We start from the raw sequence: 25,776 nt of genomic DNA, 5'->3' as shown, positions 1-25,776 counted from the left end.
GGATAGCGATTCTCTAGTTTTTCTATGTAATTTGCAAATTAACCTCCAATAGTTTCATTATCATATAGTCTCTTTGCTTTGTTAGTTAAATCTTTTTTAGAAACAATCACGCCAAAAAATCCACTAATAAGCAATAAACTTGATGAGAAAATAAAAACAAAGTTGAGTGGAATAAATCCGGATAGCCAGCCAGATAATAATTGTGAAATAGGCACCGCTCCAAATGATGCTAAAGAAACAAAGCTCATTGTTCTGCCAAGGTTATATGAGGGGACATTGGATTGGATTTTTGAAATCATAATAATGCTAGCGATACCATTTAAAATACCGACTATGCCTATAGCGAAAACGACAATAATGAGTGAGGGGATAGCTACAAAACAAAGGATGATTCCTTGGAAGATTTCAAGAATATAAAACATCCGAAGAGTTTTATATTCAGTCTTTAACTTTGAAATCATCATCATACCTAGTACAGATCCTATTCCGAAAGCAGCCATAACAATACCCATTTGAGAAGTGCTGATTTTTAAAACTTCTTTCGAATACAAGGGTAAAATGATTTGTAATGGGCCTACTACAGCCAGCCCACCTAATAAATTAACTATCAAAATAGTTCTTAACCATTTCGCGGTCCAAATTTGTTGGAAACCATCTGAAAGGTCTTTTATAATATGCGATTCTGTCATTTTATCTTTTATAATCTCTTTATTCTTTATTAATATTCCTGTTATGCAAGCAATTAAATAAGACAATCCGTTAATGATAAAACCAGTTGTAACACCAAAATTACTAATTACTACTCCAGCTAAAGGTGGACCTATAAAAATAGCAGTTTGTGAAATAGACTGCACCCAAGCATTCGCTCGTTCTAATTCTGCTACTTCTACAAGTGAAGGGACAATGGAGTTAAATGCAGGATAAAAAAATCCACTAGCCAATCCTGATAAAGAAAGCATTATATAAAGTAAAGGAAAAGTTAAAGAATCGAAAGCTAATAATAATACTAAAATGGATATGATAGCGAAACGGAATAAATCTGTAATCCAAATAATTTGTTTTGCATTCAGACGATCTACAACAACGCCACCCAATAGCAAAATCATAATACGAGGAAGGAACAATGATAATTGGGAAAAGGCCATTTCACTGCCTCTTCCACCCATATCAAATATTAAGTAAATGATGGCGATTTGTTGAAATCCATCACCAATTGTAGATAGCGATTGCCCAAAGAAAAACAGAGAAAAGTTTCTATTAGTAAAAAGAGAATTGGTCACTATACTTTTCATGAATCACCTTTAAGTCCGGTAGTTGGATGTAAAGGTGTAGGATGAAAGAAATAGCTTAGAGAAAAAGGTGATGAATTTTTGGTAGTCTTTTTCTTTTCTGATTGGGATCCATTTAATATTTCATGGATTGCAGATAAATGTTTATGAATAGAGCTGATTTCTTCATTTGTTAACAAAACTTGTTGTTGGAAAATTTGTGAATTAGATAGCGCGCCTTCATAATAATCGATACTTTCTATAAGATTTCGATACGTTTCATGAAATGTGGATTCGTACAGTTTATGTTCATCTACCTTAGATAACTCAAGTGATGAAGATAAACGAAAAGAGCGTGCTGAAGCTGCATACTTCTTTTCCACAATTGAGCCATGTATTTCTTCTTTTGTTAGTTTGATAATCCCAGCATTAAGCAGTTCCTTAACATGAAAATGTACTTTCGGAGCTGATTCACCTAACACTTCAGAAATTTGCTTATTCGTTAATTCTTTAGATGATAGGATTGATAGAATCCGTTGTCTTAAAGGGTGAGAGAGAGCATGAATTTGTTCACTTGATTCAAGTATCATTTCATATTTCATTGTAAAACCTCCCTTTATGTAGTAAGTCTAAAAAACTAAATGTTATCAATAAATTATTTTTTATCGATTTAAATATAACTTACTGAATAAGAAGAATCAATATTTATTTTGTTTATTCTGAAAATTAAAGTAAGATAAAATAGTGGAACCTAATTGTTTTAAATGATACATGAACGATTCATTGTTTACATAATAAAATTATAGTGTTTTATTAGAGCGATTAAGGGGGATTATCATGAACCGTAAAAAACACATGAAAAAAATTGCTGATCATATTTTAACGTTGAACTTAACCCATCCAATAAGAGTGGGAGTAAGTGGTATTACAGCATCAGGAAAGACAACATTTGCAAACGAACTAGCGGTGGAAATGAAAAAGCGCGGAGTACCAGTAACACGCGCAAGTATTGACGATTTTCATAACCCGAGAGTGATTCGCTATACGCAAGGTAAAGAATCTGCTAGAGGATATTATGAAGATGCGCACGATTATACAGCTTTTAAAGAAAGGTTATTAAAGCCTTTAGGACCTAATGGGAATTTACAGTATGAAACGATTTCTCATAACTTAATAACGGACATCCCTGTACAAAATGCACCTCTAGTGGCGCCGCCAAATATGGTGCTAATAGTAGATGGAACATTTCTATTGAAAAATGACATTGCACATCTATTTGATTATAAAATTTTTGTAGATACAGATTTTGAGATTGCGAGAAAACGTGGTGCGAAGCGGGAGACTGAAGCTTTTGGAAGTTATGAAGAAGCAGAGAAGATGTTTTTGAACAGGTATCATGCAGCTTGTAAGATGTATATAGATGAGCATAATCCGAAAGAGCGTGCGGACGTTGTATTTCAGAATAGTGATTTAGAAAATCCAGAAGTAATATTTCATGAAAGAAAGTAAATGCGTAATCAGAAATATATGTATAGCCTTATATTTATTGTTATAATTCTCGTATAATGAAATTAATTTTACGAAGTAATTTCCAGGGGATAAGGAAAAAAGGCAAGTTAAAAAACGAAAAAAAGGGGACAGGACCTATAATGAATGAAGTACTAGAACTAAAAGAAGAACTACAACAAATTAAAAATAATAATTATGCTGTACCAGAAGATGTAGACGCATATCCATATGCACAGTGGATGTTAGATTATATCGGATCACCAGATGCTGAACTGCGTGATGATTTAATATATAGTACGCTTCACAAATGGATTACAAATGATGTATTTAGACAAAAAGAATTACGAGGATTAATGTTACAAGCAATTAGTCCTGATTATTTATTTTATAAAATTGGAGAAAAGGGAACGGACTCTGTTTTCAAACGTGCATTCTCTGTTTTAATCCCACCACTTATTTTATCTGTTCATGAAAGAGAACCGCTGTTATCTGAAGAACAACTGTACAGTGTAGCAGAACAAATTCTGGAATATGTATATTTAGAAGAAGACGTAAGAGGTTACGTAGAAGGAAAAGGCTGGGCACATTCTACGGCACATGCTGCAGATGCGCTAGATGCTTTAGCTCGTACAATCCAAAATCGCGAGTTTTCATATGCAATACTAGCTGCTGTTCGTCAAAAGGTTCGTTTAAATGACTACGTATACATACACTTTGAGGATGAGAGATTAGTAACGCCAATTATGTCGTTACGTAACCAAAATCTTTTAACTGAAGAAGAGTGGAGCAACTGGTTACATAGTATAGCAATTGTTGAAGACATCCCGCATCCTCAGTATGATATTTTAGTTCAAAATATTAGAGCTTTCTTACGAAGTTTATATTTCAGAGTTTTAGAGACAGAGGGTAGTACAGCCTTTACAGATGATATATTGGAGACTTTGAAGAAGTTACGTAGGTATTAAAAAAGGCTTTGGACTTGGAAATTTTAAACGAAATCCATACTTAGAAACAAAGAGAAACTATTAATTTTGAAAAATTTATTAGAAATTTATTTTTACATTGTACCCTTTCAGTATAGGCTGAAAGGGGTGTCAAATGAAAAGATTATTGAAGATAGTAAAGATTATATTTTTTGTATGTAGTAGCATTATTTTTCTTGGAACAGGCGTTGTATTTATATATCATAACTATCAATTAAGAATGGAATCGAAATTAATAAATAATAAAGGTGAACTTATTAATTTCAATAATAAAAAAATGAATGTTTATAATGAGGGGAGCGGGAAGGATACGTTTGTATTTATGGCCGGATCTGGAATTGCCGCTCCTGTTTATGAATTGAAAGGGTTGTATAGTGAATTTTCGAAAGAAAACAAGATTTCTGTAATTGAGAGAGCTGGTTATGGGTACAGTGATGTTTTTCAAGATGATAGAGATATTGATACGATACTAGAACAAACGAGAGAAGCGCTTATTCGAAGTGGAAATAAACCTCCATACATTTTAGTACCACACTCTCTATCGGGAATAGAGGCTATTTACTGGGCACAAAAATATCCAAGTGAAGTAAAAGGGATTATTGCGTTAGATATTGGTTTACCTAAACAGTACGTAACTCATAAAATGGGTAGGGTTGATTCATTAAAAATAAAAGGGATGAATATTTTAGCGAAAATTGGTTTTCAGAGATTAGTTCCTTCTATCACTTATAACCCCGAAGTCATTCGGCAATCCTTTTTAAACGAACAGGAAAAAGATATTTATAGAGCGCTTACATATAAACGAGCTTTTAACGATGATATGAAGCAAGAACTTTTACAAAGCTACAATAACGGTAAAAAATCAAATTCCTTATCAATCCCAAAAGAAACACCTATTTTATTTATAGATGCGATTGCTGGGCAAAATAAAGATTCGAAGTATACAAAGCAAAAAAACAAAGATTATAAGGAGTTTGCTAGCAAGTTATTAATAGCTGATGTGAAAATAATTGAAGGTACACATAGTATTTATTTATACGCTCCGGATGAAATATACAAACTTGCTATGGATTTTATTAATAATAAAGTAGTGAAGAACTAAGCTATTGTTATTTTGGCGATGGAAGGTCTACATAATGAAAGAATATAACATATTAATTGTTGAAGACGATTTGATGATAGGAGATTTATTACAAAAAATTTTGCAACGCGAGAAGTACAAGGTGTATTGGGAGAAAGAAGGAAAGAAAGTTCTTGATGTAATTCATGAAATAGATTTAGTCATAATGGATGTTATGTTACCGGGTGAAGATGGTTATCAAATTACAAAGAAAATAAAAAATCTAGGATTAAATATCCCAATTATATTTCTATCAGCTCGGAATGATATTGATAGTAAACTAAAAGGTTTAACTATTGGAGAAGAATACATGATAAAACCTTTTGATCCTAGAGAGCTGCTGTTAAGGATTCAGAAAATGTTAGATAATCAATATGGTACTTTCACGCAAATTAAACATTTATTTATAGATGCAGAATATAAAAGGGTTCTAATGAATGGTTTGCGTGATGAAGTTGCTTTTACTGCGATTGAGCGTAAAATATTCTTCTATTTATATGAAAATAGAGATAGAATTCTAACAAAAGAACACTTCTTTGATTACTTATGGCAACTTGAGGATAGAAATCAAAATATCATGAATGTACATATAAAAAAAATTAGGACTAAAATCAAGGATAAAACAGGTGATATTATTCAAAATATTTATGGAGAAGGGTATAGACTAAATACCTTTATGAAGAAATGAACTTAAAGAAAAAATATCAGTTACTACTAATCTCCGCTATTGTTAGCGTACCACTGTTATTGTTGTCGATTAGTATCTTTGTATCAGTTATTTATAATGTTGTCTTTAAAACTAAAAATAAAAACATTCCCTTTCATGAATCCTTTGCATATCCTACTATGTTAATTATATTTTTATTGTCACTATTAGTATTAGCTTTTGTATTTTCAAAATCGATTAACACAGTATTAAATAAAATTAATGTATTAAATCAAACGATTCGGGATTTAGCTAGTGATAAAAAAATCCCTAATATAATCGATGTCAAAAGCGATGACGAGATGGGGGAACTGATTAGGTCAGTAAACTTGCTTATAGAAAGAACGACTTATCGAGAATTAGAACTACAACAACAGGAACAAATAAAAAAAGAGCTATTAAATAAATTACGGCATGATATTAATACACCCTTAACTGCGGTTAGATTACAATTATATTATTTAGAAGACGAATACGAAGAACAAGCACCAGTACTTGAATCAATGTATGAGCAGATACAATATATAAGTGATTTAACTAACGAATTTAATATTCAATCTACAGAGACATTAGAGAATACTTATATTGTGAATGATGAAGTGAATATACATAATTTAATAGAAAATATGATTAAAAAATGGAGCTATTTGTATAGCATTCATAAAATTGAATTAGTATATAATCCACAAGATAAAGAGTTGATATGGAATAGTAATGAGTTATGGATTCAAAGGCTATTCGATAATATTTTTCAAAATGTGCTTAAACATTCAAAAGCTAACAAACTTGAGATTCTCATAGGTGATGATATTGTTTTCTTTAGAGATAACGGGATTGGGTTTGATATGAATAGTAAAGGAACGGGACTCGGCTTAAAAAATATTGAAGATATATCAAAGATGTTCGATATAAAATACACTTTACAATCAAATAGTGAGGGGACTATGTTTTCATTTGAAAACACTCAAAAGAAGAGATAAATTGCAATTTGCAATTCTAATTGAAGTTTTATTAGTAACGCCAGTCATGTCATTACGGAACCAAAATTTTTTAACTGAAGAGGGATGGAGTACGGTCTTTACAGATACTATATTGGAGACTGTGAAGAAATGGCGTAGGTTTTAAAAAGGGTCTTCGAATTATAGTGTGTGGTTCATCACTCACCTCCATTATAAATGAGCATTTAAGCAAAGAAAAAGAGTTAAAAAACTATCCTTTCTGTAGGTTTCCTACAAAAAGGATAGTTTTTTAGTTGAATTGAAATGTTAGCCTTAACTATACATGAGCTTATATGTGATAACGAGTTTATTAAATATGTAATTGCGGATTTTCTTCATATAAAGTATTAACATATTGTTTTAAATTCTTGATGAATAATAGAATCTCTTGACTAGGCATTCTAGCATGTTGAAGGTGAAATACGTTTCCTTTTCCAATTTCTAATTCGTTTGAATCCAAAGTGATAGGGGTATTCTTAAAGGCATGCCATGGGAAATACAAGTGTACAAAAGTTTCTCTAAAATATATACCCGATTGACAAATTAATACTCCGTCCGAGCCTTTACCCAAATTACCAAGGACAGATGTATCTAAAAAAGCAATGATTTCTTCTTCTTTTGGAACAATATATCGTGCGCCAATTTCCTTTAACTTTTTGTGTGAAATATGAGTGTCTACAAATAATCCATTATCAGGTTCTAATAATTCATCATGCGTCTCAAACAAAGAGCAGATTGATTTTATCTCATTAATTTTTATAACTGGATGTATATCATTTTGCTTTGAATTTTGGAATGAATTTGTAAGAGTTATAAGTAATTCTTTAAATAACAGTGGTGGATAATCACTCCCGTTAATATTAAAACTTTTTTGTGCATCGAAAGATAAAAAACCATCTTTATCAATTTCAATTTGTTGCACTTCATTTAATTGATCCCATTTCATATTCCCTGTACCTAATAACCAGTTTTTCCAGTATAAACCTGAACTTGTAAAGTAAACACCATATTTTCCTGATCCAAACAAATTACAACTTAAAAAAGCGATAATTTGATCATCCGTTGGTATAGAAAAGCGTTTTTCGGCAATTGATAAGAAATCTGTTGGGATTCTAGTAACATAAAATCTAGATTGCTGATAATCAAAACAAATATCAGTTAAACGATTAATATCTATATTCAACATAATCATTCTCCATTTCATATTTCTTTTCGATATAATAAATTATAATATTGATAGGAAAATATTAACACTTAAATTTAGCTTAAATTGAGAGGTAAAGGATTATAAAATAAATTTGTATTAGGTAAAAGAGTATGATCTGGGTTATTTCTTTGGAGTAGTATAGTCTTGTTAAGTTAATAAAAAAGTACATAAAACCAATACCTTTCCAACATACTAATAAAATGTGTTGGAGGTGAGTTTTATGGAGAAAAAAGACTTTGAAAAAGTTTATAATGATTACTTACATCAAGGGGAAGAACAAGCCCATTTGGAAGTAGCTCAAGAAGTCGATTCAGGAGCAGAACAAATTGTTGCAGTTCGCAAAAATGATGAAGGTGATTTAATTGCTTTTAAGACAAGTAGTGGAAGAGAATTAGATTATATTACTGCTCTTGATGAAGCAAAATCAGGGAAGTTAGCGCATGTGGACGTATTTCATAAGTATGGTAGGGATATTATACGTAGTGAACCTGATGGTATGAAAGAAAATAATTTAGATAATTTGCCGTCTTTTTAAACGGGTAAACCTCAAGAAGAGAATGTTCATTTGGATATTCTCTTCTTTTCTTTGCTTTGCAAAGCTTTCCCTACAAATAGAAGGTTCATTTCTAAAGTGAAATGACACTTTTAAAGAGCTCTCTAAATTTCTCTTTATCTTCTGCTGTAAATGGTTTTGGCCCCTTTGTACGCTTACCGCTTTTTCGAACCATTGCACTTAAATAACGTGTTTGTAATAGTTGGTCAATGTTTTCATTCGTATACTTATAGCCTTTATGGTGTAGAACGATACAGCCTTTTGCTAAAGCGAGCGAAGCAAGACCGTAATCTTGCGTTACGATTAAATCTTCTTTTTTTGCTAACTGCATAATCCGGTAATCCGCAGCGTCTGCTCCAGAATCAACATAAATTGTTTCCACTCCTGCTGGCTGCTCCGCATTAGAATAATGAGAGAAGCTAGTAACGAGGGTAACAGGAATTTCTGCATTCGTAGCTTCAAAAATAATCACATCTTTTACAGGGCAAGCATCTGCATCAACGTAAATTTTCATTTTTATCACTCCTATAAAGTGAAGCTTTAATCAGTGGGGGTTTTGTTCATCCCTCATTGATTATTAGTTGAACCAATCGGGCGTTTATGGGTAGCCCGCCCCTCGCCTAACTTCTTTGCTTTTGCTGAATTTTGAGGTAGGGGTCTTACTGCCCACAAATAGCGGGATAAATAGGTTCGTGTTGATAATAATCGTAGATTTATCTTTTGTCAAATGAGGATTCTTTAGCTAAAGGCATGAAAAACAGCTTTTTTAAAACTACAATCATTGAAAAACTCAGTTTTCACAAACCAAAATAGCCTCACGCAAACGAGCAATACCTTCCTCAATTTGATCAATATTTACCTTCCCATAAGACAAACGTATATAACCATCTTTCGCGCCGAAAATACTACCTGGCATAAAGGCGATTTCTTGTTTTAAGCTTTGCATAATAAGTTGTTTTTCGTTTATCGGTTCTTTTAATTTTCCCCAAATGTATATACCGCCGGTCGGGTTTGAAAAAGAGATTTTATCGTGAAGCTGTTCATTTAAAGCACGGACGATAATGTCTCTTTTTTCTGCAAGTTGTTTTCGTAACGGAACGATATGCGACTGAAATGGTACGGTTTCGAAAAATTGTTGCATAAGCCACTGCGGGAAAATGCTCATTCCTAATTCCATTTGGTGCCGTGCATCGGATAATCGTTCTACCACAGACTGCGGAGCGACAAGCCAGCCGACGCGTAACCCTGGTGCGATCATTTTTGATAAGGAATGAACATAAATGACTGTTCCATTTTCATCAATTGATTTCAAAGTAGGGCAAGGCTGTTTATTTTCTAACGTAAGTAAACTGGACGGATCATCTTCAACAATCGCAATTCGTAAGTCTGCACAAAGCGATAGCAGTTTTTTTCTACGGTTTGGATGCAGCATTGTTCCCGTAGGGTTTTGGAAATTTGGATTTAAAAAAATCATTTTAATGCGATGCTTTCTATATAGTTCTTGCACATCGTCCGGATTAATACCGTGTTCATCGACAGGTAATGGGAAAATACGAATACCTGCTGATTGGAATAACGGTAATGAATAACAGTGCGATGGACTTTCGAAAGCAACTGCATCACCTGGATTTAATAAACATTGAACGATAAGGTGGAGTGCTTGTTGGGCGCCGGATGTAATCATAATCGATTGTTCGGTCGCTTCCACTTTTAAATGTTCTTTCATATATTTTACTACCGCTCTTCTTAGCGGGAGATAGCCTTGAGGATGATCATAACTTAATGATTGCGTTAACGGTTGTTCTCGTAAAATCGTTTGGAGTTGATCGTGAGGATAAAGATTACAACCGAGTTCTCCATTAGCGAAATCTATAATGTTTTCATTTTGCTGTACTTGCGCACGAATATGGCGAAGTAACGGTAAGTTTGGTAAAAAAGTACCACCTTCTACGAAATTTCTCCAGTTCGGCGTTAATGTTGGAGAAACGCCCCACATATGTGTACTTACACGTGTACCTTTACCAGTCGTACTTTCTACAATTCCCATAGCGCGAAGTTCATTATAAGCAGTCGTTACTGTACTTCGGTTTACATTTAACTGCGTAGCTAATTTTCGTTCGGAAGGGAGGAAGCTACCTGGGGGAAGCTCTCCGTATGTAATACGTCTTTCAATAAAATCAACAACTTGCTGATAAATAGGGATTTTACTGTCGTTATCTAGCTTCCATTCCATACAAATGCCTCCGTATCTCTTATATACATCAAGTATAACAAATTGGCTGGGTAAAAAAACAGCCAATTGGACGGTGTTTTATCCAGCCAATTTTACTATGCTAAATAGGGAAGGGGAGATTCGGATGAAACGATGGCAAATGGAATGGCTCCTAGTATCAGTAGCATTAGTATGGGGAGCAAATTATACAATTGGAAAGTATGGCGTGGCATTTATGTCATCCATTCAATTTAATAGTTTACGATTTTTAGTAGCATCACCGGTATTATTACTTATTACTTTTATTATGGAACGCTCATTACGTATTGAAAGAAAAGATTGGTTACGATTATTAGCAGTCGGTATCGTTGGAACGACAATGTATCAAACGATGTTTATGTTATCTGTAAAATATACTTCAGCAACGAACGCCTCATTATTAATTGCGATGTCACCTATATTTACAGGGATATTAGCAGTATTACACAAACAAGAACGCTTTTCGATGAAAGTACAAATTGGTTCAATAGTAGCCTTTGTTGGTGCAGCATTCGTTTTATTAACAGGGCATTCAGGAGGAGCAACTTATGAGTATGCGTGGCTCGGAAATTTGATTGGATTAGTCGCAGCAGTTGCGTGGGGATGGTACCCAATTTTAGCACAACCTCTTATTACAAAATACTCGGCAATGAGAGTTACATCATGGTCTACTTTAATTGGAATTGTACCACTTGTTGTATATTGTTTATTCAATGTAAATACGTTAACGTGGCCAGTAGATACGCCGAGCTGGGGCTCTCTAGCATATTCGATCGTCTTTGCGACAATCTTCGGACTCGCAATGTGGTATGTCGGTATTAGTAAAATCGGTTCAACGAAAGTAATGGTTTATATGTACCTTGTACCATTGTTCGCAGTTATCTTTGCGGCAGTAACAATCGGAGAGCAAATCAATATGATGCAACTAGTTGGTGGGCTTATTATCTTTATCGGTTTATATGTTGTAAAAAAAGGCGGAATCAAGAAGCCGGCTCTCAATTTGAAAAAAGTAAGTTAATAGTGAAAAGGATCTCTTTCATATAGAAGGAGATCCTTTTTTATTTCGTAGTAAAAGTGCTTGTTCAACGGCCCATTTTTGATGATCGTGAATTAAAAGCTCAACAGCAAGTGATGGAGACATCCACTTTAAAATATGATCTTCTTCAGAGAGTTCAGTTTGTTTATGTACCATGTTCGCAATGTAAAAGAACCCATCGTTTAAATAATAAGTGTCTTCCTTTTCCGCATAAAAATAGCGCGCTGCATTACCGATATACTGTTCGATTTCAATTGTCCATCCTAATTCCTCGAGTAATTCACGATGCAAACATTCTTCTTTTGTTTCATTACCTTCCATACCGCCACCTGGTAAAAAATAACGTTCTCCATTTCGAATGATAGCTATGTTTGAAGTAGCTGGATTAAAAATAACCGCATAACAGCTCGGCCGTAATACATAATGAACAGTAGGATTTTTAGAACCAAATGTGAGTTTCGAAATCATAAAACATAACCTTTCTCTATAAAATACATAAAAGGAATAATAAGGTAAAAGTCGAATTATATTAAGATAATCATAGTTGATTGGAGTGATAACAAAATGATAAATCGAAAGTGTTCACGATGTAAAGAAATAACAGGTACATTGCATGGTGGTAAAAAAATTAAGGAAGAATTTTTGTGTGAGGATTGTTTACAAAAAGGAATTGCGAGCGGGGAGATCGAATTATCACAAGTGGAAGAAGAACAACCTTCGTATCTTTCTATAAAAATATTAAAAATAATGAGTGTTATTTATTTAATAGGATCTATTTTAATGGCTTTTTCAGCTGGATCACTTATACATGATCCAGGGTTTGGTGAAGTATCATTTTCAGGATCAGGTGCAGTTGGTGTTATTATACTCGGATCCATATTCCAGTCTGTTCTTGTATTTAGCGGAATATGGGTATTCATTCTTTTAGTAGAAACGGTTATTAAAATATATGAAAAAATGAAGTGAGTGAGAGGGAGAAATACATGCGAGTAAGAAACATTCAAGGGGAAGATTATGTAAAGATTCATTCCGTATTAAATGATTGGTGGGGCGGAAGAGATATGGCTAATATGTTGCCAAAATTGTTTTTCGTTCACTTTCAAGAAACGAGTTTTATCATTGAAGAAGAAGGAGAAACGTTAGGTTTCCTATGTGGTTTCTTTTCACAAACTCATAAAGATGAAGCGTACGTTCATTTTATCGGTGTAAATCCGAAATATAGAAGAAAAGGAATCGCATCGACATTGTATTCTTATTTCTTTGATGTCGCTCGTGCAAACAACCGTAAAGTTGTAAAAGCAATCACGTCACCAGTTAATAAAAAATCGATACAATTTCATCAAGAAATTGGCTTTGAAATTGAAGCTGGGGATGATGAAATAGAAGGCGTATCCGTACATACAAATTATGATGGGAACGGCGGGAGTAGAGTTTTATTTTTAAAAAATGTGTAAAGTAGGCTAACGTGAAGTTAGCCTTTTTGTTGTGAGGAGGAAAGAACATGGAGAGTTCTCAAAGTAGAAACGAGTATTTACGACGTATTTATAAAGTGCAAGATTATATAGAATCACACATAAATGATTCACTTTCCATTGAAGATTTAGCTAATGTGGCAGGCTTTTCAAAATTTCATTTTCATAGAATTTTTAAAGGGATGATGGATGAGCCATTATCTCGGTATGTGAATCGTTTGAAATTAGAGAGGGCAACACACCTTCTTACTTATCGTACAGATATGACGATTACAGACATTGCGTATTACTTCGGGTTCACAGATTCAGCAGTTTTCTCACGGACATTTAAAAGTCAGTACGGAGTAAGTCCGTCTCACTATCGAAATCACAATAGCAAGAATTGCAAAGACGTTAGCGAAGGTTCTCAATACAATGAGTGTAAGAAGGTTCGAGGAGAGGTCGAAATTGTAACAGCGGACAAAGTAAACGTCGCATACATAAGACACGTAGGTACATATAAGGATTTAGCTATAGATTTTCCAAAAATGATAGGAAAGCTATTTCATTACGCAGCGGAGCAAAACTATCATGTATTCGAGGATACGAAAGTATTAACAATTTATCATGATCATCATGAGTTTACTGAGGACTATCATTTAAGAACGAGTCTATGCATAACAATTCCAAATGGAGTAGAAGAAGGAAATAGTGAAGTGGGACTAATGACAATACCATCAGGGAAATATGCAGTAGGCCACTTTGAAATATTCCAAGATGAATACAAAGGAGCATGGAACTTTTTATATGGTGAATGGCTCCCGAATAGCGGATATAAACCGAGAGATTCGTATCCTTTTGAAGTATATAGAAATGATGCAGGGCAGCATCCGAAAAATAAACATATGGTCGATATATATGTACCTATCGAACCTTTTTAATCATAGATTAAGGGGGAAGAACGATGAAAACTGCTGAACAGTTAGATTGTGTTGTAAAAGAAGAATACAAAAATATAAATGGTGTGTTAGTTGTACAAAAAGGTAATGTCGTTTTTGAAAACTATTATAATGGTTACGGTCCAGATGATGCATGTCATGTAGCATCAGTAACAAAAACGATAATCTCTGCATTAATTGGGATATGTGTAGATAAAGGGTATATCAAAAGTGTTAATCAAAAAGTAATAGAGTTTTTTCCTGAATATAATCTTAAGGCATCTGAAGTAACAGTGCGACACCTTCTTACAATGACAGCTCCATATTCTTATGTGGACTGGCAGGAACCGCTAGAAGAACTATGTACACAACAGGACTGGGTACAGTATACACTTAATAGAATTGGGAACGGCGGGCAAATTGGAGCTTTTAAATATTCATCAGCAGGAGCTCATTTACTATCAGCAATTATTACGAGTGTAACAGGGAAAAGTGCTCGTGAATTTGCGAACGACCATCTATTCCAGCCTATCGGCATGAGAGAAATTCCAAACTACAATATGAAAGCATTCGGATTTGATGACTTATTCGGAAAAGATGTGAAAGGATGGGTTCACGATCCAAATGGTATTACAACTGGCGGCTGGGGACTGACGTTAACGGTTAGAGATATGGCTAAGTTTGGACGTTTGTATTTAAACGAAGGTATTCATAATGGAGAGCAAATTCTATCAAAATCATGGGTAAAAGAATCAACAGCAATGAATTCGAATCAATACGGTTACTTATGGTGGTTACGAGAAGAAGATGGGGTCTTTTCATACTGTGCAATGGGCGATGGTGGGAATGTGATTTGCTGTATTCCGGAGAGGGAATTGGTGGTGGTGATTGCTTCTGAAGTTATACTGAATGCAGGGGATAGATGGAAGTTAATTAAAGAGTGTATACTTCCTTATTTAAAAGATTAATATAATATGTTTATATTATGAAAATGAGAATAGAAGGTCTAGTTATACTTGTTTTGTTTTCCATAATATAAATAAGTGTTGTGAGAACAAAATTGTTCAACTAAGATTATAAAACTTCAACACCTATACGATTATTGAATAATTGCAAGGTGTTGAAGTACTTTATGAGCAATTAAAGGTACTTTCAACTAAAAGTGGAAACACCTTTTTTCTTTAGTTTTAACTATTCTTTAACTTTGTGATGTATAAGATACATTATGCCGAGCACAATTGCTAGTAAGATAAATTTAATTAATTCTATTAGGCTGGCATCCCACTTGTTTTGCACTACATCTGTTAAATAAAATACATTAAACATACCATGTAAAATTGCGGGTGATATTACAGAACCACCGTATTCTCTCGTGTATGTCAAAATTATAGATAATATAAATAATAAAGCGAGATAACTTAATATTCCTACAAACCAAAACTCATAATTTTTATAAAAGATTGCTACTGGTAAATGCCATAAAGACCAAAACGAAGCTGTAATAATAGCTGTTTGCATGAATGAATATTTTTTTCGTAAATAGTAATGAAAATTTCCGCGCCATATAATCTCTTCTAATAATGCAGATAAAAATCCAACTGTAAGACCAACGAGTAAGAGAAATCCTAATTCATTCCAATGATTATATAAGAACTTAATATCATAAATATAAAAATAAAAATGGAGACATAGTCCTAGAAGTAGTGGGAATAATATGGAGAAGATTAGTGTTTTTATTTTTGGACGTGAAATTCCAAATGTGTGAACTATTTTTTGCTTCTTATATAATTTTTGATATAAAATAACAGCTAAAAACGGAACAACCATCGTAAACCCCAAATAATTACGACCATTTTCTATGTTCAGCAAGATGATATATACAAGCGATGTGAGAAAATAAATACATAATGTTGAATGATAAACTATTTTTCTATTAATATTTTTCACCTACCTAAGTATGTATAAGTAGTTAATCGAATATCCGATATTTTAATTATATATGAAATGGAAATCAACAGAATGAATATTTTCATCCTATTGTTTCTAAAGATAGAAAAAGTTTGGAAATTATATAGATTGAACTTGTAGAAAAAAATTAAACGATCCCCGTAACTTTCCACAATAAAAAATCGTTTAACAAAAGAAAGGATTTTTATTACGAATGGGGGAAAACCATGAAATTTCTAATACTAGGTGGTACACGTTTTTTAGGAAGAGCTTTTGTAGATGAGGCTTTAAAAAGAGGGCATGAAGTTACATTATTCAACCGGGGAACAAATAATGAAATTTTTCCTGAAGTAGAGCAGTTAATCGGTGATAGAAATGACGATGTATCAAGTTTAGAAAATCGAAAATGGGATGTCGTAGTGGACACGTGTGGATTTTCTCCGCATCACATTAGGAAAATGGGAGAAGTACTTAAAGATAATATTGAACACTATACATTCATCTCAAGCCTTTCCGTATATAAAGATTGGATTCCGCATCACATAAAAGAAGACTATATATTACAACCTGAACCATCGAGTGATCAGATAAAGGCTGTAGAGAATGGTGAAATATCTCCTTATGAGTATTACGGTGCGCTTAAAGTATTATGTGAAAAAGAAGCAGAGAAGTATTGGCCGGGGCGTGTTTTACATGTTAGGGCAGGACTTCTTTCGGGTATGTTTGATTATACAGATCGCCTTCTATACTGGATTCAGCGTGTAGCAAAGGGTGGAAATATATTAGTTCCTGGTAGGGAAAACCGTCCAGTACAGTTAGTTGATATAAAAGATGTCGCGAGATTTGGACTAAACATGGCAGAAAATAATAAAGCAGGTACATTCAATATAACAGGTCCGAATTATGAATTGACGATGGAAGAGCTATTAAATACGTGTAAAAAAGTTACAAATAGTGATGCTGAATTCATTTGGGTAGATGAATCATTTATGAAGGAACATAAAGTAGAGCCTTGGACAGAAATGCCATTTTGGCTTCCCGAAACTTTTTCATTAGAAGGTGAAACAAAGCCATGGAAAGGTGGATTTTCTATTAGTGTCGAGAGTGCTGTTAAAGCAGGGCTTACTTTTAGAAGGTTAGAAGATACAGTTAAAGACGTGTATGAGTGGATGAAAGAAATGGAAGAAAGGGGATTAAAAGCAGGTATTTCAGGTGAGAGGGAGAGAGTATTATTAGAGAAGTGGTGTAACGAAGGGTAAATAAGGGTGTTTTCAGAATGATTTGATTTTAAGGGGTGGTATAATTTATTGTATATAGCTTTATTCTAGGAGATATTCTATTAATTTCTAAACTATAGTAATTATTATGAATAGAAAAGAGCACACTTATTCATAGCGAAAGTGTGCTCTTTTCCTTACTTATATTGTGATGGCGAAATACGGTCTAGCCATAGTATGCCATCGTATTGTTCAATTGGCTTCAAAATTTCTTCAAAGTCTTTATCACCCCAGTGTCTTGCGGTAGTAGGAGTAAACATCCAAGATGTTTCAGGACGATTGCGTTCTCCTTTCAAATTGACAAATACATTAGAGTTTTGAGATGTTCGTAATATATTCTCGATACTTTGTTCAGCATGGTCTGTATCTATAGGGACTATTTTATCAAGTTCAGTACTATCCCAACTATTTCCGCTATATGCATATACGCCAATTGTGTACATTTGATCTTTTATCCGTTGAGGTAAATAATCAATCATATTGGGCGCTTTAAAATTGTATTGTTGGTATTTGGTCCAATCGAGTATCATTTTTGAATTTTGTTTTCGGATATGATAGTTATGTCCCCATACAATGATTTTTTTATTTTTGTATTGAATATCACTTAACCAAGCTAAAGATTGTCCCATCTTTTGATCTCGAATATAAAGTGATAGATCTGTAAGTTTAAAGTTTGTTGGGTAAATAAAGTTTTTTTCTTTTACAGTAGCATCTTGGAGTGTTTTAATTGTATCAATGCGTATACTGATAGTCTTTTCTAATAGATTTACATCGTATGTATTTGAGGGAGCTATCTTATTTAATTCGGTTTTATGTTGTTGAACAAACGTTTTAATTTTTTCATATTTCGCTATTACTTGCTGAACGTCCGCTTTATATTGTTCGTAGGAGTACTTATTATCTACAGGTGCAATTTTCTCCTCTATATTGAGTAATTCTTTATGAGCTATTTCTATATCATTAGCAATTTCAGGATTAATTTTTTCTAACCATTCTTTTGCAAACTCAGGGAAATAAGAATACCATCTGAATTGAGCATCAAACCCTGTTAGTATAAGAGGTGTTCCTTTTTCTTTTTGATCTTTTATATATTGAAATAGCTCCAATATTTCTTCAGTATGCCAAACACCGTATAAAGATTTTTTCATGGCCTGCAAAGCAGTTAGTTGGTCGAGGTTTTGATTTACAGCATTTGCCTCCGCAAATCCTGTTTCAAATGCAATTACATCATATCCCATTTCTTCATGTAAATACTTAATCATACGTACTTTTGATTGGTTTATTTCCTTAGCACCATGTGTACTTTCACCTAGCAGAACAATTCGTTTATCCTTTATTTTTTCTTTTAAAAAGGATAAATCTTCATTTGTCTGTGCGTTTGGTTCGTTTAATTTTTGTGCATTTTCTTTTATCCATTCTTCCCATTTTGGTTGATCTTTCGGTTTCTCTTCAGCAGAAATCACAGATGTAAATGCCGTGAAAGCTAGAAGAGAAGTAACCATTCCTATTTTCCACTTAGTAAACACATATTTCCCCCCATGAAACATTTTTTTAAAATAGCGGTAGATACATCCAAATATCTACTATTATTCCACATATTTATATTAGTTGATAATAACAAAAGAAACAATATAAAAATTAAGAATATTCAATCTACCATTAAATGATAAAGATTATTATTTTTATTAATTAATAAGAGTTAGTTAACAACAAATAACGGATTAATAGTTAGAATAGTGGTTTTTGTCTAAAAATATTGAAAGACATGAGTGGATTTAGTAACCTTAATTTATAAATAATAGTGTGTAATTAGGTAAAGTGCATGTGAAAAAAGCTTTTTAGTGTACTTACTTGTAACTACAATTGTTTAATATCTTAATCCAAAACTATATAAAGGTGGCACAAAATTGTGGATCTTACATTTAAAGTGGAAAAAACATGTTTTAATTACCGCGTCGGCGCAATTTGTAAACAGGATAATAAAATCCTTATTTTGCAAGGTGACGGTGAAGATTTTTGGTACGTACCAGGTGGCCGTGTGAAAATGCTAGAAAATAGTGAAGATGCGTTAAAACGAGAGCTGGCAGAAGAAGTAGGTGTTCCTATTAAAGGGAAGAGATTAATATGGTCAGTAGAAAATTTCTTTACACTTTCTGGGCGAAAGTTCCATGAAATTAGTTTTTATTATGAAGTAGAGCTACATGAATTACCCGCGAATGGAGCGGATCAATATATTTTGGAAGAAGAGGGCAGAACGTATTTGTTTAAGTGGGTGCCGGTAGAAGAGCTACATGCATATAACTTACAGCCAGCATTTATAAAAGAGAAAGTAAAGGATATAGCAGTTCATACAGAACACATCGTTTTACAAAAGTAAATGTATTCGGAGGGGAAAAGGGTGAAGGGGACTAAAAAAGAAATACATATAGATGATAAAGTAATTCGTTACACACATATCGAAAAAGGTTCCAGTGCGGTTTGCTTTATGTTTTCAGGTTCAGGATACAATTACGATAAACCATTATTCTATTATGCAACGATGCTAATGCTTGAAAATAAAATTGATGTTGTACATATTCATTATTCCTATGATGGACAATTAATGAATAAACCAATGGAAGAAGTAACGAAAGTAATGATGGATGATATTAATCCTATAATGAATGAAGTATTAAAAAATGAGCAATACAACTATACTATGTTTTTAGGGAAATCACTTGGAACGATTCCGATTGCAAATGATTTAATGAAGAGAGAAGAGTTTTTACAGTCAAAAATGATATTATTGACACCTTTACTGACGTTTGATACGATTTTTGAATCTATCTTACACAGTAATCATGAAGGGCTTTTAGTAATTGGAGACAAAGATCACCAATACAATGCAAATCAAATTGATCAGTTACATAAAACGAATTTAAAGATCGATGTTGTCAAAAACGCAAACCATTCTGTAAATGTTGGAGAGTTTGAAACGGAGAATTCAATTACAGCTATAGCAAAAATAATAGAAAAACTTGAAGAAACAATTAAAGTTTGAATGAATTATAATTATAAAAATACATGTAAAAGAGGTGCTTATTGCACCTCTTTTTTTATGTTCAAATTTTAATTCCTATGAAGCGAAGCCCGCATTAAATAGGAATATTACTTTTCTATTTCCTATAAAAAGCGGATAACAATTTTTAATAGTAGTTATTACAATTTAAATACGGAAAATTCAGAAAAGTTTTTAGAAACTTAGGAGGAGGTAATTGAAAGCGTTTACTGATATTGAATACAAGAAAGAGAAAATTCCCATATAAGGAGGCTATTAAGATGAAATCGATTAACCCGATGAATGTGATAGACGAGAGTCGTATTCATTCCATGCATATTTGGTTAATATTTTGGTTATTTATCGTAATTGCATTTGATGGATATGATGCAGTTATTTATGGAGCAACAGTACCTTCGCTCATTAAAGAGTGGGGAATATCGGATGTTACAGCAGGGGCAATTGGTAGTTATACAGCTATAGGAACGGCAATTGGTGCTGCTTTCTTTGGTTTATTAGCTGATAAAATAGGTCGTAAAAATATCATACTAGTAACTACAATCTTATTTAGTCTATTTACATTTCTAGCTGGTTTTGCGAACGGTCCTGTAATGTTTGCGATTTTCCGTGTTATCGCAGGTATAGGGCTTGGCGGAGTTATGCCGAATGTAATTGCTATAGCAACAGAATTCTCGCCGAAACGAGTTCGAACTGCTATCGTATCTTTTATTTTTTGTGGATATTCAGTTGGAGCAATGGCAGCGGCACTTACAAGTCGTTCCCTTCTTATGACAGCAGGATGGGAGCCTGTTTTTTGGTTAGCAGGAATTCCGTTATTGTTTATCCCGTTTTTAATGAAAAGTATTCCTGAGTCTGTTGGTTTTCTATTAATGAAAGGAAAGATAGAAGAAGCTAAAAAAGTAATAGCTAAGGTAAATCCACAATTAAGTAAAGATGTGGCAATTGAATTTACAAAACCATCAACTAAAGAAGCAGGATCTCCTGTAGTTAAGTTATTTGAGGAAAAGCGTGCCGTAAGTACAATTATGTTTTGGATTTCATGTTTTAGTGCTTTCGTACTCATTTACTCTATGAGTACATGGTTACCAAGGCTTATGATGCAGTCAGGATACGATCTTAAATCAAGTCTCACATTTACAGCGGTCATGCAAATTGGAGCTATTGTTGGAACACTCATATTCGGTCCAATAGTAGATAAAATCGGATTTAAAAAGGTACTTGTCCCATTATTTTTCTGTGGAGCAATTGCGTTATCACTCATCGGATTTGTAAATAATATGTTTGTTGGGTTTTTGTTAATTTCAGTAATTGGCGCTTCTTCTGTTGGACTACAAAATATGTCAAATGCATTCGTTTCTCAATATTATCCTAGTAATATGCGCTCAACAGCAGTAGGAAGTACAATGGCCTTTGGGCGTCTTGGAGGTGTGGTAGCTCCGACTTTGGTAGGTATTCTTCTTTCCATGCATTTATTACCTCAATATAATTTTGCGGCAATTGCGACTGCTGCTGTAATCGGTGGTATAGCATTGTTATTTGTTAAGGAAGAACATGGGATTTATTATAAAGAGAAAAAAGAGATTGCTAGTGGAAATAATAATGTAACTACAGCAAAATAGTGAATGATCAATCCCGGGGATACATTTCTTCGGGATTTAAAAATGTTCAGTTAATAATTAGAATATTTACTTTTATTTCATGTAACGTTTCTTATACAATAGATAGAAAAGATGAAATGGGGGATGGGGCGTGTCTAGTAATAAGAGAGAGAGATTAATGAAAAGAATAGAATATCATTTGCGAAATACATCACGGCAGCTTATTAAAATCGATACGGAAGAAGAGGCGCTTCAGTATTTAACTCATTCTTTTTGCTCAGAATTACATTGTGATTTTGTAGCTGTCATTTTTAATGAAGGAGGACAGTTTTTGCCAAAAGCATGGAGCGGGAGTTTAACTTCTTTAGCTTCAGCGTTTCCTCTTCATTCTGATGAATGTTCTTCCAAACTACAATATCAAAGCATAACGGATCAAACCGCAGATTTACCAGAAGTGTGTCTTCTATCTGAAACATTGCAAAGTGCTGGTGCGGAGACTTGGTTTACTGTCCCGTTAAAAGATGATATCCAGCATTTTGGGTTTTGTATTGTCGCCTTTTTAAGTCATGTCCCGCTTTTAGATATGGAAATATCATTTGAAGAGTTCGGAAAAGATATAGCAGTGGCAATCGCTGTAGCGAGACAAAAAGAGTCGCAGTTGAAAAAGATTGAAGGATTTGGATGGATTAGCAAAAATCTGTCACTAGATGTGCCGTTAGAAAAGCATGTGTATGAAGTAACTTCTAAAGCGGGAATTGAAACAAATGCTGGTTTCTCATGTGTTTACCTGTATAACGAGGCTGAAAATTGTTTTGTCTTACAACCACCATCATATGGAGAAATGAGAAGACCGTACAAAATTATGGTTGAGGGTAAATATGTGTTAAAAGAGCACTTTCCATTTTTTGAAACGATTGGTGGTGAACAGTTTACTGCTCCAATCGTTATTGATATGAAACCGATTGGAGTTTTACATGTTGAAAAGAAATACGAAGGGGTTTTTACGGAGGCAGATGCAAAATCACTTGAAATGATTGCGAACCATTTGGCCACTATACTGGATAATGCAAGATTATATAATGGTGAAAAAGAGCATAAACAACGACTTCATTTTCTATTAGATTATCAGCAAGCTTTATTAAAAGAAACGGTCGATGATAATAACTTTGAAGGAATTACAACAATGCTGGGTAGTCTGTTTCAAGATACAGTATTTATTTTTGATAGATTTATGCAACCAATAGCATTTCATGATGAAAAGGATAGTCGCTTAGCAGAACATTTAGCTGAATTAACGAGAGAAGAACGTAAAAAGCAAAGATTTACTGATACTTTCCAAATTAATGATCCGGATAATAGTGATTATTGTTTTTCGTTTTGGATTATTAATGGGGGCGGTAATTTTTTAGGATATTTAGCAGTACGAAGATCTAGTGAAGGGATGGATGAATTTGATCAATTAACGGTGGATTTAGCCCGAAATATATGCTCCATCCAGTTTATTAAACAAAAGCTGGTTCTAGATACGAAAGAACAGATGAAAGACAGCTTTATTAGTAAATTATTAACTGAAAAAATTGAGGATCGGGATAACATTTTGCAATATGCTAACTTGTATCAATGGAACCTATTCAAAAAACATCGAATCGCTGTATTATCCATTTCACTCGATGAGAAAGAATTAAAAAAAGGAAACTTACTTGAACAACAAGCAAAAAAGTCACTTGTATGGGACTTAATTAAGACTCGTCTTCCGGAACTAGGGACAGGCATTTTAGCAGTATCTCATAATGACGAGCAACTTTTAATTGTTCCTATTGAAGATCAGAAGAAGAGCGCTGATACATTTTGGGAATCGATGTTTCATAGTATCCAAAAATGGATACACTCATCACCAATTGGTTGTCATGTATTATTAGGAATTGGTGGTGTTACAAAGCAATTAGAAGACTATTATAATAGTTATCAACAAGCTATACAGGCTCTAAATATTTTAGACAGTCGCTTTCGCAAACAGGGGTTTGCACTATTTGAAGATTTAGGATCATATGTCATTTTACATCATTTAAATCATTCAACAGCCGTAGACCTTTTTATAAAAAAACAAATCGGTCCACTAATTGAATATTCAGAAGGGAAGAATATTGATTTATATAATACATTACATGTGTTCTTACAAAACAATGGAAATATAAAAAGTGCTGCAGAAGAACTGTTTATTCATCGAAGTTCTCTCTTGTACAGGCTTGAAAAGATTGAGTCACTCATTTCAGTTGATTTAAATCATGCGGAAGTGAGATTTAATTTAATGATGGCATTAAAGCTTTATGATATGCATGGAGAAGTAGTAGGATAATAGAAGTTTATATCTTCATTGATGTTCTATTTTGATAAAGTGAGATTTCGCTTTGATATGAAATCTCTTTTTATTTTTATATAATTGTTTTTTAAAACTTGTTACACTATATAGGTATTTAAAGGAATTATAGATTTGAAGGTGATATACATGAAGAAATATAAAATAGGAGAAGTAGGAAAGGAATTTGGAGTTTCAATAGATGCTTTACGGTTTTATGAAAAGAAAGGATTCCTAAAACCACAAAAAGACAAAGATAACGGTTTTAGATTTTATACATATGAGGATTTTGGAGTGTTTTTAGCAATTAGAAGCTTTAGACAGATGGGATTTCATGTGAAAGAAATTGGATCGGTTTTTAACGGTTTAGAATATGATGACATAATGAAAAAATGTAATGATAAAATAGCTGAAAAAAATGAAGCGATAAAACAGTTAGAGTTAGAAACAAAGCAAATAAATGAATTTATGAACTTATTAAACGAATATAGACAAGAAGATAAGCGATGGGTTATAAAACAAGCTGAGACTTATTATTTTCTCAAACATGTTCATTTAAATGAAGGAACATTGTATGCAAATCCACTATTAAAAACATGGTTAAATTTCTTACCAACAGTTTCTCCAGCATTATGTATTCCACTTGAAGACTATAAAATGAAAAATATAGATAATAGTTACTGGGTAATGGCTATCTCTGAATCAAAGATGAAAGAATGTCAATTACCTATGGATGATTCAGTTATTCAAATACCTATGGGAGAGTGCTTACATTATTTATATGAAAAAGACGTGGATGAACCGTTATCATCGTTGATATTAGATGAGCCACTACATATTATGCAGGAACAGGGATACTCTCTTAACGGAGATGTTTTATGTCGATATGTTTGCGAAACAAAGAGTCAAGAAAAAACAGATGAACATTATATTATTATGATTCCTATTATTAAAACAAATAATGAATTCATACATACAGAAGCATAGAAAAGAGCATTTGATTGTTAGACATTGTCTACAATTAGATGCTCTTTTTTCTAGCTATAAAATACTTTCAAATCAATTTATAAAAAATATATAAATAAAGATATTGACCCTAGTCTTAGACCATAGTTTATATTGAAACCATAAAGAAAGCGCTTGCAGATATAAAGAGTATGCAAAGTGCTTAAAACAAATATTGGAGGTTGTAAATTATGAGAAATATCGTACTTTTATGTAATGCAGGTATGTCTACAAGTATGTTAATGAACAAAATGAAAGGATATGCAGAATCAGCAGGTTATAACTGTGAAATTAATGCTTATGCATTAACTGAAGCACAAAATGTTGGCCCAGCAGCTGATGTGATTTTATTAGGACCACAAGTTCGATATGCATTAAATAATGTGAAAAAACAATTGCCAGAAAAGCATATTGAAGTAATTGATATGGCAGCTTACGGCATGTTAGATGGGAAAAAAGTGATAGAACGAGTGAAAACTATTTTAGGTGATTAAAAGTTTCTGCATTGGGAACGA

Annotated in this window: 27 protein-coding genes; 19 read left to right on the top strand and 8 right to left on the bottom strand. The window is 33.2% G+C overall.

Annotation, left to right across the window (positions count from 1 at the left end):
• Positions 1-38: 38 nt before the first annotated feature.
• Together QUF93_RS16915 and QUF93_RS16910 are read right to left on the bottom strand one after the other, a co-directional pair.
• Positions 39-1,292: an MFS transporter gene (locus QUF93_RS16915; protein WP_289359557.1), complete on the bottom strand. Its 1,254-nt coding sequence runs from the start codon at positions 1,290-1,292 to the stop codon at positions 39-41.
• Positions 1,289-1,870, bottom strand: coding sequence for a winged helix-turn-helix domain-containing protein (locus tag QUF93_RS16910; RefSeq protein ID WP_289359556.1), 582 nt, complete (start codon positions 1,868-1,870; stop codon positions 1,289-1,291). The genes QUF93_RS16915 and QUF93_RS16910 overlap by 4 nt, the downstream gene beginning before the upstream one ends.
• Before the next feature lie 235 nt (positions 1,871-2,105).
• Between QUF93_RS16910 and QUF93_RS16905 the strand changes: the two genes are divergently transcribed.
• The 6 genes from QUF93_RS16905 to QUF93_RS16880 all read left to right on the top strand — a co-directional run bounded on the left by QUF93_RS16905 (position 2,106) and on the right by QUF93_RS16880 (position 6,711).
• A complete protein-coding gene (locus QUF93_RS16905; RefSeq protein WP_289359555.1) occupies positions 2,106-2,777 on the top strand; it encodes a nucleoside/nucleotide kinase family protein in 672 nt (223 codons plus the stop codon).
• Between the two features lie 140 nt (positions 2,778-2,917).
• Complete coding sequence (locus QUF93_RS16900; protein WP_289359554.1) at positions 2,918-3,742, top strand: DUF2785 domain-containing protein; 825 nt, start codon at positions 2,918-2,920, stop codon at positions 3,740-3,742.
• 133 nt (positions 3,743-3,875) lie between these two features.
• Positions 3,876-4,862 carry an alpha/beta fold hydrolase gene (locus QUF93_RS16895; protein WP_289359553.1) on the top strand — a complete coding sequence of 329 codons (987 nt, stop codon included), beginning with the start codon at positions 3,876-3,878 and terminating at the stop codon, positions 4,860-4,862.
• Between the two features lie 34 nt (positions 4,863-4,896).
• Positions 4,897-5,568: a response regulator transcription factor gene (locus tag QUF93_RS16890; protein ID WP_289359552.1), complete on the top strand. Its 672-nt coding sequence runs from the start codon at positions 4,897-4,899 to the stop codon at positions 5,566-5,568.
• Positions 5,565-6,566, top strand: a complete 1,002-nt coding sequence (locus QUF93_RS16885; protein ID WP_289359551.1) for a sensor histidine kinase — start codon at positions 5,565-5,567, stop codon at positions 6,564-6,566. Before QUF93_RS16890 ends, QUF93_RS16885 begins: the two co-directional genes overlap by 4 nt.
• Positions 6,541-6,711, top strand: coding sequence for a hypothetical protein (locus tag QUF93_RS16880; RefSeq protein WP_289359550.1), 171 nt, complete (start codon positions 6,541-6,543; stop codon positions 6,709-6,711). The genes QUF93_RS16885 and QUF93_RS16880 overlap by 26 nt, the downstream gene beginning before the upstream one ends.
• Before the next feature lie 183 nt (positions 6,712-6,894).
• Here the strand turns inward: QUF93_RS16880 and QUF93_RS16875 are convergent, their stop codons facing one another.
• Positions 6,895-7,770: a hypothetical protein gene (locus tag QUF93_RS16875; protein WP_289359549.1), complete on the bottom strand. Its 876-nt coding sequence runs from the start codon at positions 7,768-7,770 to the stop codon at positions 6,895-6,897.
• A 241-nt stretch (positions 7,771-8,011) separates the two neighbouring features.
• On the opposite strand from QUF93_RS16875, the gene QUF93_RS16870 reads away from it, so the two are divergent.
• On the top strand, positions 8,012-8,326 hold the full coding sequence (locus QUF93_RS16870; RefSeq protein WP_289359548.1) for a DUF3892 domain-containing protein: 315 nt from the start codon (positions 8,012-8,014) through the stop codon (positions 8,324-8,326).
• A gap of 91 nt (positions 8,327-8,417) precedes the next feature.
• On the opposite strand, the gene QUF93_RS16865 is transcribed toward QUF93_RS16870, so the two are convergent.
• Both QUF93_RS16865 and pdxR read right to left on the bottom strand, forming a co-directional pair.
• The gene (locus QUF93_RS16865) at positions 8,418-8,858 is read right to left on the bottom strand and encodes a YaiI/YqxD family protein (RefSeq protein WP_212935547.1); all 441 of its coding nucleotides are present in this window, start codon (positions 8,856-8,858) and stop codon (positions 8,418-8,420) included.
• Between the two features lie 276 nt (positions 8,859-9,134).
• Positions 9,135-10,577 (bottom strand): MocR-like pyridoxine biosynthesis transcription factor PdxR, encoded by a 1,443-nt coding sequence (gene pdxR / locus QUF93_RS16860; protein ID WP_289359547.1) that lies wholly within the window; start codon positions 10,575-10,577, stop codon positions 9,135-9,137.
• Positions 10,578-10,701: 124 nt separating this feature from the next.
• Here pdxR and QUF93_RS16855 point away from each other — a divergent pair, with 124 nt between their 5' ends.
• The gene (locus QUF93_RS16855; RefSeq protein WP_289359546.1) at positions 10,702-11,613 is read left to right on the top strand and encodes a DMT family transporter; all 912 of its coding nucleotides are present in this window, start codon (positions 10,702-10,704) and stop codon (positions 11,611-11,613) included.
• Positions 11,614-11,631: 18 nt separating this feature from the next.
• Here QUF93_RS16855 and QUF93_RS16850 read toward each other — a convergent pair whose 3' ends face one another.
• The gene (locus tag QUF93_RS16850) at positions 11,632-12,099 is read right to left on the bottom strand and encodes an NUDIX hydrolase (protein ID WP_289359545.1); all 468 of its coding nucleotides are present in this window, start codon (positions 12,097-12,099) and stop codon (positions 11,632-11,634) included.
• Between the two features lie 96 nt (positions 12,100-12,195).
• Here QUF93_RS16850 and QUF93_RS16845 point away from each other — a divergent pair, with 96 nt between their 5' ends.
• From QUF93_RS16845 to QUF93_RS16830, 4 genes are read left to right on the top strand one after another with little or no spacing between them, the layout of a single operon-like run.
• Positions 12,196-12,597 (top strand): DUF3980 domain-containing protein, encoded by a 402-nt coding sequence (locus QUF93_RS16845; RefSeq protein WP_289359544.1) that lies wholly within the window; start codon positions 12,196-12,198, stop codon positions 12,595-12,597.
• A gap of 17 nt (positions 12,598-12,614) precedes the next feature.
• The gene (locus tag QUF93_RS16840; RefSeq protein WP_289359543.1) at positions 12,615-13,085 is read left to right on the top strand and encodes a GNAT family N-acetyltransferase; all 471 of its coding nucleotides are present in this window, start codon (positions 12,615-12,617) and stop codon (positions 13,083-13,085) included.
• Between the two features lie 47 nt (positions 13,086-13,132).
• Positions 13,133-14,023 carry an AraC family transcriptional regulator gene (locus tag QUF93_RS16835; protein WP_289359542.1) on the top strand — a complete coding sequence of 297 codons (891 nt, stop codon included), beginning with the start codon at positions 13,133-13,135 and terminating at the stop codon, positions 14,021-14,023.
• A 23-nt stretch (positions 14,024-14,046) separates the two neighbouring features.
• Positions 14,047-14,988 carry a serine hydrolase domain-containing protein gene (locus QUF93_RS16830; protein ID WP_289359541.1) on the top strand — a complete coding sequence of 314 codons (942 nt, stop codon included), beginning with the start codon at positions 14,047-14,049 and terminating at the stop codon, positions 14,986-14,988.
• 223 nt (positions 14,989-15,211) lie between these two features.
• Here QUF93_RS16830 and QUF93_RS16825 read toward each other — a convergent pair whose 3' ends face one another.
• Positions 15,212-15,967, bottom strand: a complete 756-nt coding sequence (locus tag QUF93_RS16825) for a CPBP family intramembrane glutamic endopeptidase (protein WP_289359540.1) — start codon at positions 15,965-15,967, stop codon at positions 15,212-15,214.
• 227 nt (positions 15,968-16,194) lie between these two features.
• Here QUF93_RS16825 and QUF93_RS16820 point away from each other — a divergent pair, with 227 nt between their 5' ends.
• Complete coding sequence (locus QUF93_RS16820; RefSeq protein WP_289359539.1) at positions 16,195-17,226, top strand: SDR family oxidoreductase; 1,032 nt, start codon at positions 16,195-16,197, stop codon at positions 17,224-17,226.
• Positions 17,227-17,381: 155 nt separating this feature from the next.
• Here QUF93_RS16820 and QUF93_RS16815 read toward each other — a convergent pair whose 3' ends face one another.
• Positions 17,382-18,770, bottom strand: coding sequence for an erythromycin esterase family protein (locus tag QUF93_RS16815; protein ID WP_289359538.1), 1,389 nt, complete (start codon positions 18,768-18,770; stop codon positions 17,382-17,384).
• A gap of 383 nt (positions 18,771-19,153) precedes the next feature.
• Between QUF93_RS16815 and QUF93_RS16810 the strand changes: the two genes are divergently transcribed.
• The 6 genes from QUF93_RS16810 (at position 19,154) to QUF93_RS16785 (ending at position 25,755) form a co-directional block, all read left to right on the top strand.
• Complete coding sequence (locus QUF93_RS16810) at positions 19,154-19,621, top strand: NUDIX hydrolase (protein WP_002120347.1); 468 nt, start codon at positions 19,154-19,156, stop codon at positions 19,619-19,621.
• Positions 19,622-20,284 (top strand): alpha/beta hydrolase, encoded by a 663-nt coding sequence (locus tag QUF93_RS16805; RefSeq protein ID WP_289359537.1) that lies wholly within the window; start codon positions 19,622-19,624, stop codon positions 20,282-20,284.
• A 278-nt stretch (positions 20,285-20,562) separates the two neighbouring features.
• A complete protein-coding gene (locus QUF93_RS16800; protein ID WP_289359536.1) occupies positions 20,563-21,921 on the top strand; it encodes an MFS transporter in 1,359 nt (452 codons plus the stop codon).
• A gap of 130 nt (positions 21,922-22,051) precedes the next feature.
• Entirely contained in the window at positions 22,052-24,256 is a 2,205-nt protein-coding gene (locus QUF93_RS16795; RefSeq protein ID WP_289359535.1) for a helix-turn-helix domain-containing protein, read from the top strand.
• A 150-nt stretch (positions 24,257-24,406) separates the two neighbouring features.
• Positions 24,407-25,243 carry a MerR family transcriptional regulator gene (locus tag QUF93_RS16790; protein WP_289359534.1) on the top strand — a complete coding sequence of 279 codons (837 nt, stop codon included), beginning with the start codon at positions 24,407-24,409 and terminating at the stop codon, positions 25,241-25,243.
• 209 nt (positions 25,244-25,452) lie between these two features.
• Positions 25,453-25,755 (top strand): PTS sugar transporter subunit IIB, encoded by a 303-nt coding sequence (locus QUF93_RS16785; RefSeq protein ID WP_071746413.1) that lies wholly within the window; start codon positions 25,453-25,455, stop codon positions 25,753-25,755.
• The last annotated feature ends 21 nt before the right edge of the window (positions 25,756-25,776 follow it).

The sequence above is a fragment of the Bacillus hominis genome (assembly GCF_030348325.1).
Classification (GTDB): domain Bacteria; phylum Bacillota; class Bacilli; order Bacillales; family Bacillaceae_G; genus Bacillus_A; species Bacillus_A hominis.
The sequence above is the reverse complement of the archived record's forward strand: the minus strand, read 5'-3'. Positions and strand labels throughout refer to the sequence as shown.

Bases quoted from the DNA above. Each gene is read 5' to 3' on its own strand.
- QUF93_RS16900 (WP_289359554.1), top strand. From the start codon at position 2,918: ATGAATGAAGTACTAGAACTAAAAGAAGAACTACAACAAATTAAAAAT.
- QUF93_RS16800 (WP_289359536.1), top strand. From the start codon at position 20,563: ATGAAATCGATTAACCCGATGAATGTGATAGACGAGAGTCGTATTCAT.
- QUF93_RS16885 (WP_289359551.1), top strand. From the start codon at position 5,565: ATGAACTTAAAGAAAAAATATCAGTTACTACTAATCTCCGCTATTGTT.
- QUF93_RS16865 (WP_212935547.1), bottom strand. From the start codon at position 8,858: ATGAAAATTTACGTTGATGCAGATGCTTGCCCTGTAAAAGATGTGATT.
- QUF93_RS16910 (WP_289359556.1), bottom strand. From the start codon at position 1,870: ATGAAATATGAAATGATACTTGAATCAAGTGAACAAATTCATGCTCTC.
- QUF93_RS16895 (WP_289359553.1), top strand. From the start codon at position 3,876: ATGAAAAGATTATTGAAGATAGTAAAGATTATATTTTTTGTATGTAGT.
- QUF93_RS16835 (WP_289359542.1), top strand. From the start codon at position 13,133: ATGGAGAGTTCTCAAAGTAGAAACGAGTATTTACGACGTATTTATAAA.
- QUF93_RS16870 (WP_289359548.1), top strand. From the start codon at position 8,012: ATGGAGAAAAAAGACTTTGAAAAAGTTTATAATGATTACTTACATCAA.
- QUF93_RS16915 (WP_289359557.1), bottom strand. From the start codon at position 1,292: ATGAAAAGTATAGTGACCAATTCTCTTTTTACTAATAGAAACTTTTCT.
- QUF93_RS16805 (WP_289359537.1), top strand. From the start codon at position 19,622: ATGTATTCGGAGGGGAAAAGGGTGAAGGGGACTAAAAAAGAAATACAT.
- QUF93_RS16850 (WP_289359545.1), bottom strand. From the start codon at position 12,099: ATGATTTCGAAACTCACATTTGGTTCTAAAAATCCTACTGTTCATTAT.
- QUF93_RS16905 (WP_289359555.1), top strand. From the start codon at position 2,106: ATGAACCGTAAAAAACACATGAAAAAAATTGCTGATCATATTTTAACG.
- QUF93_RS16845 (WP_289359544.1), top strand. From the start codon at position 12,196: ATGATAAATCGAAAGTGTTCACGATGTAAAGAAATAACAGGTACATTG.
- QUF93_RS16830 (WP_289359541.1), top strand. From the start codon at position 14,047: ATGAAAACTGCTGAACAGTTAGATTGTGTTGTAAAAGAAGAATACAAA.
- QUF93_RS16890 (WP_289359552.1), top strand. From the start codon at position 4,897: ATGAAAGAATATAACATATTAATTGTTGAAGACGATTTGATGATAGGA.
- QUF93_RS16790 (WP_289359534.1), top strand. From the start codon at position 24,407: ATGAAGAAATATAAAATAGGAGAAGTAGGAAAGGAATTTGGAGTTTCA.
- QUF93_RS16820 (WP_289359539.1), top strand. From the start codon at position 16,195: ATGAAATTTCTAATACTAGGTGGTACACGTTTTTTAGGAAGAGCTTTT.
- pdxR (WP_289359547.1), bottom strand. From the start codon at position 10,577: ATGGAATGGAAGCTAGATAACGACAGTAAAATCCCTATTTATCAGCAA.
- QUF93_RS16785 (WP_071746413.1), top strand. From the start codon at position 25,453: ATGAGAAATATCGTACTTTTATGTAATGCAGGTATGTCTACAAGTATG.
- QUF93_RS16840 (WP_289359543.1), top strand. From the start codon at position 12,615: ATGCGAGTAAGAAACATTCAAGGGGAAGATTATGTAAAGATTCATTCC.
- QUF93_RS16875 (WP_289359549.1), bottom strand. From the start codon at position 7,770: ATGTTGAATATAGATATTAATCGTTTAACTGATATTTGTTTTGATTAT.
- QUF93_RS16855 (WP_289359546.1), top strand. From the start codon at position 10,702: ATGAAACGATGGCAAATGGAATGGCTCCTAGTATCAGTAGCATTAGTA.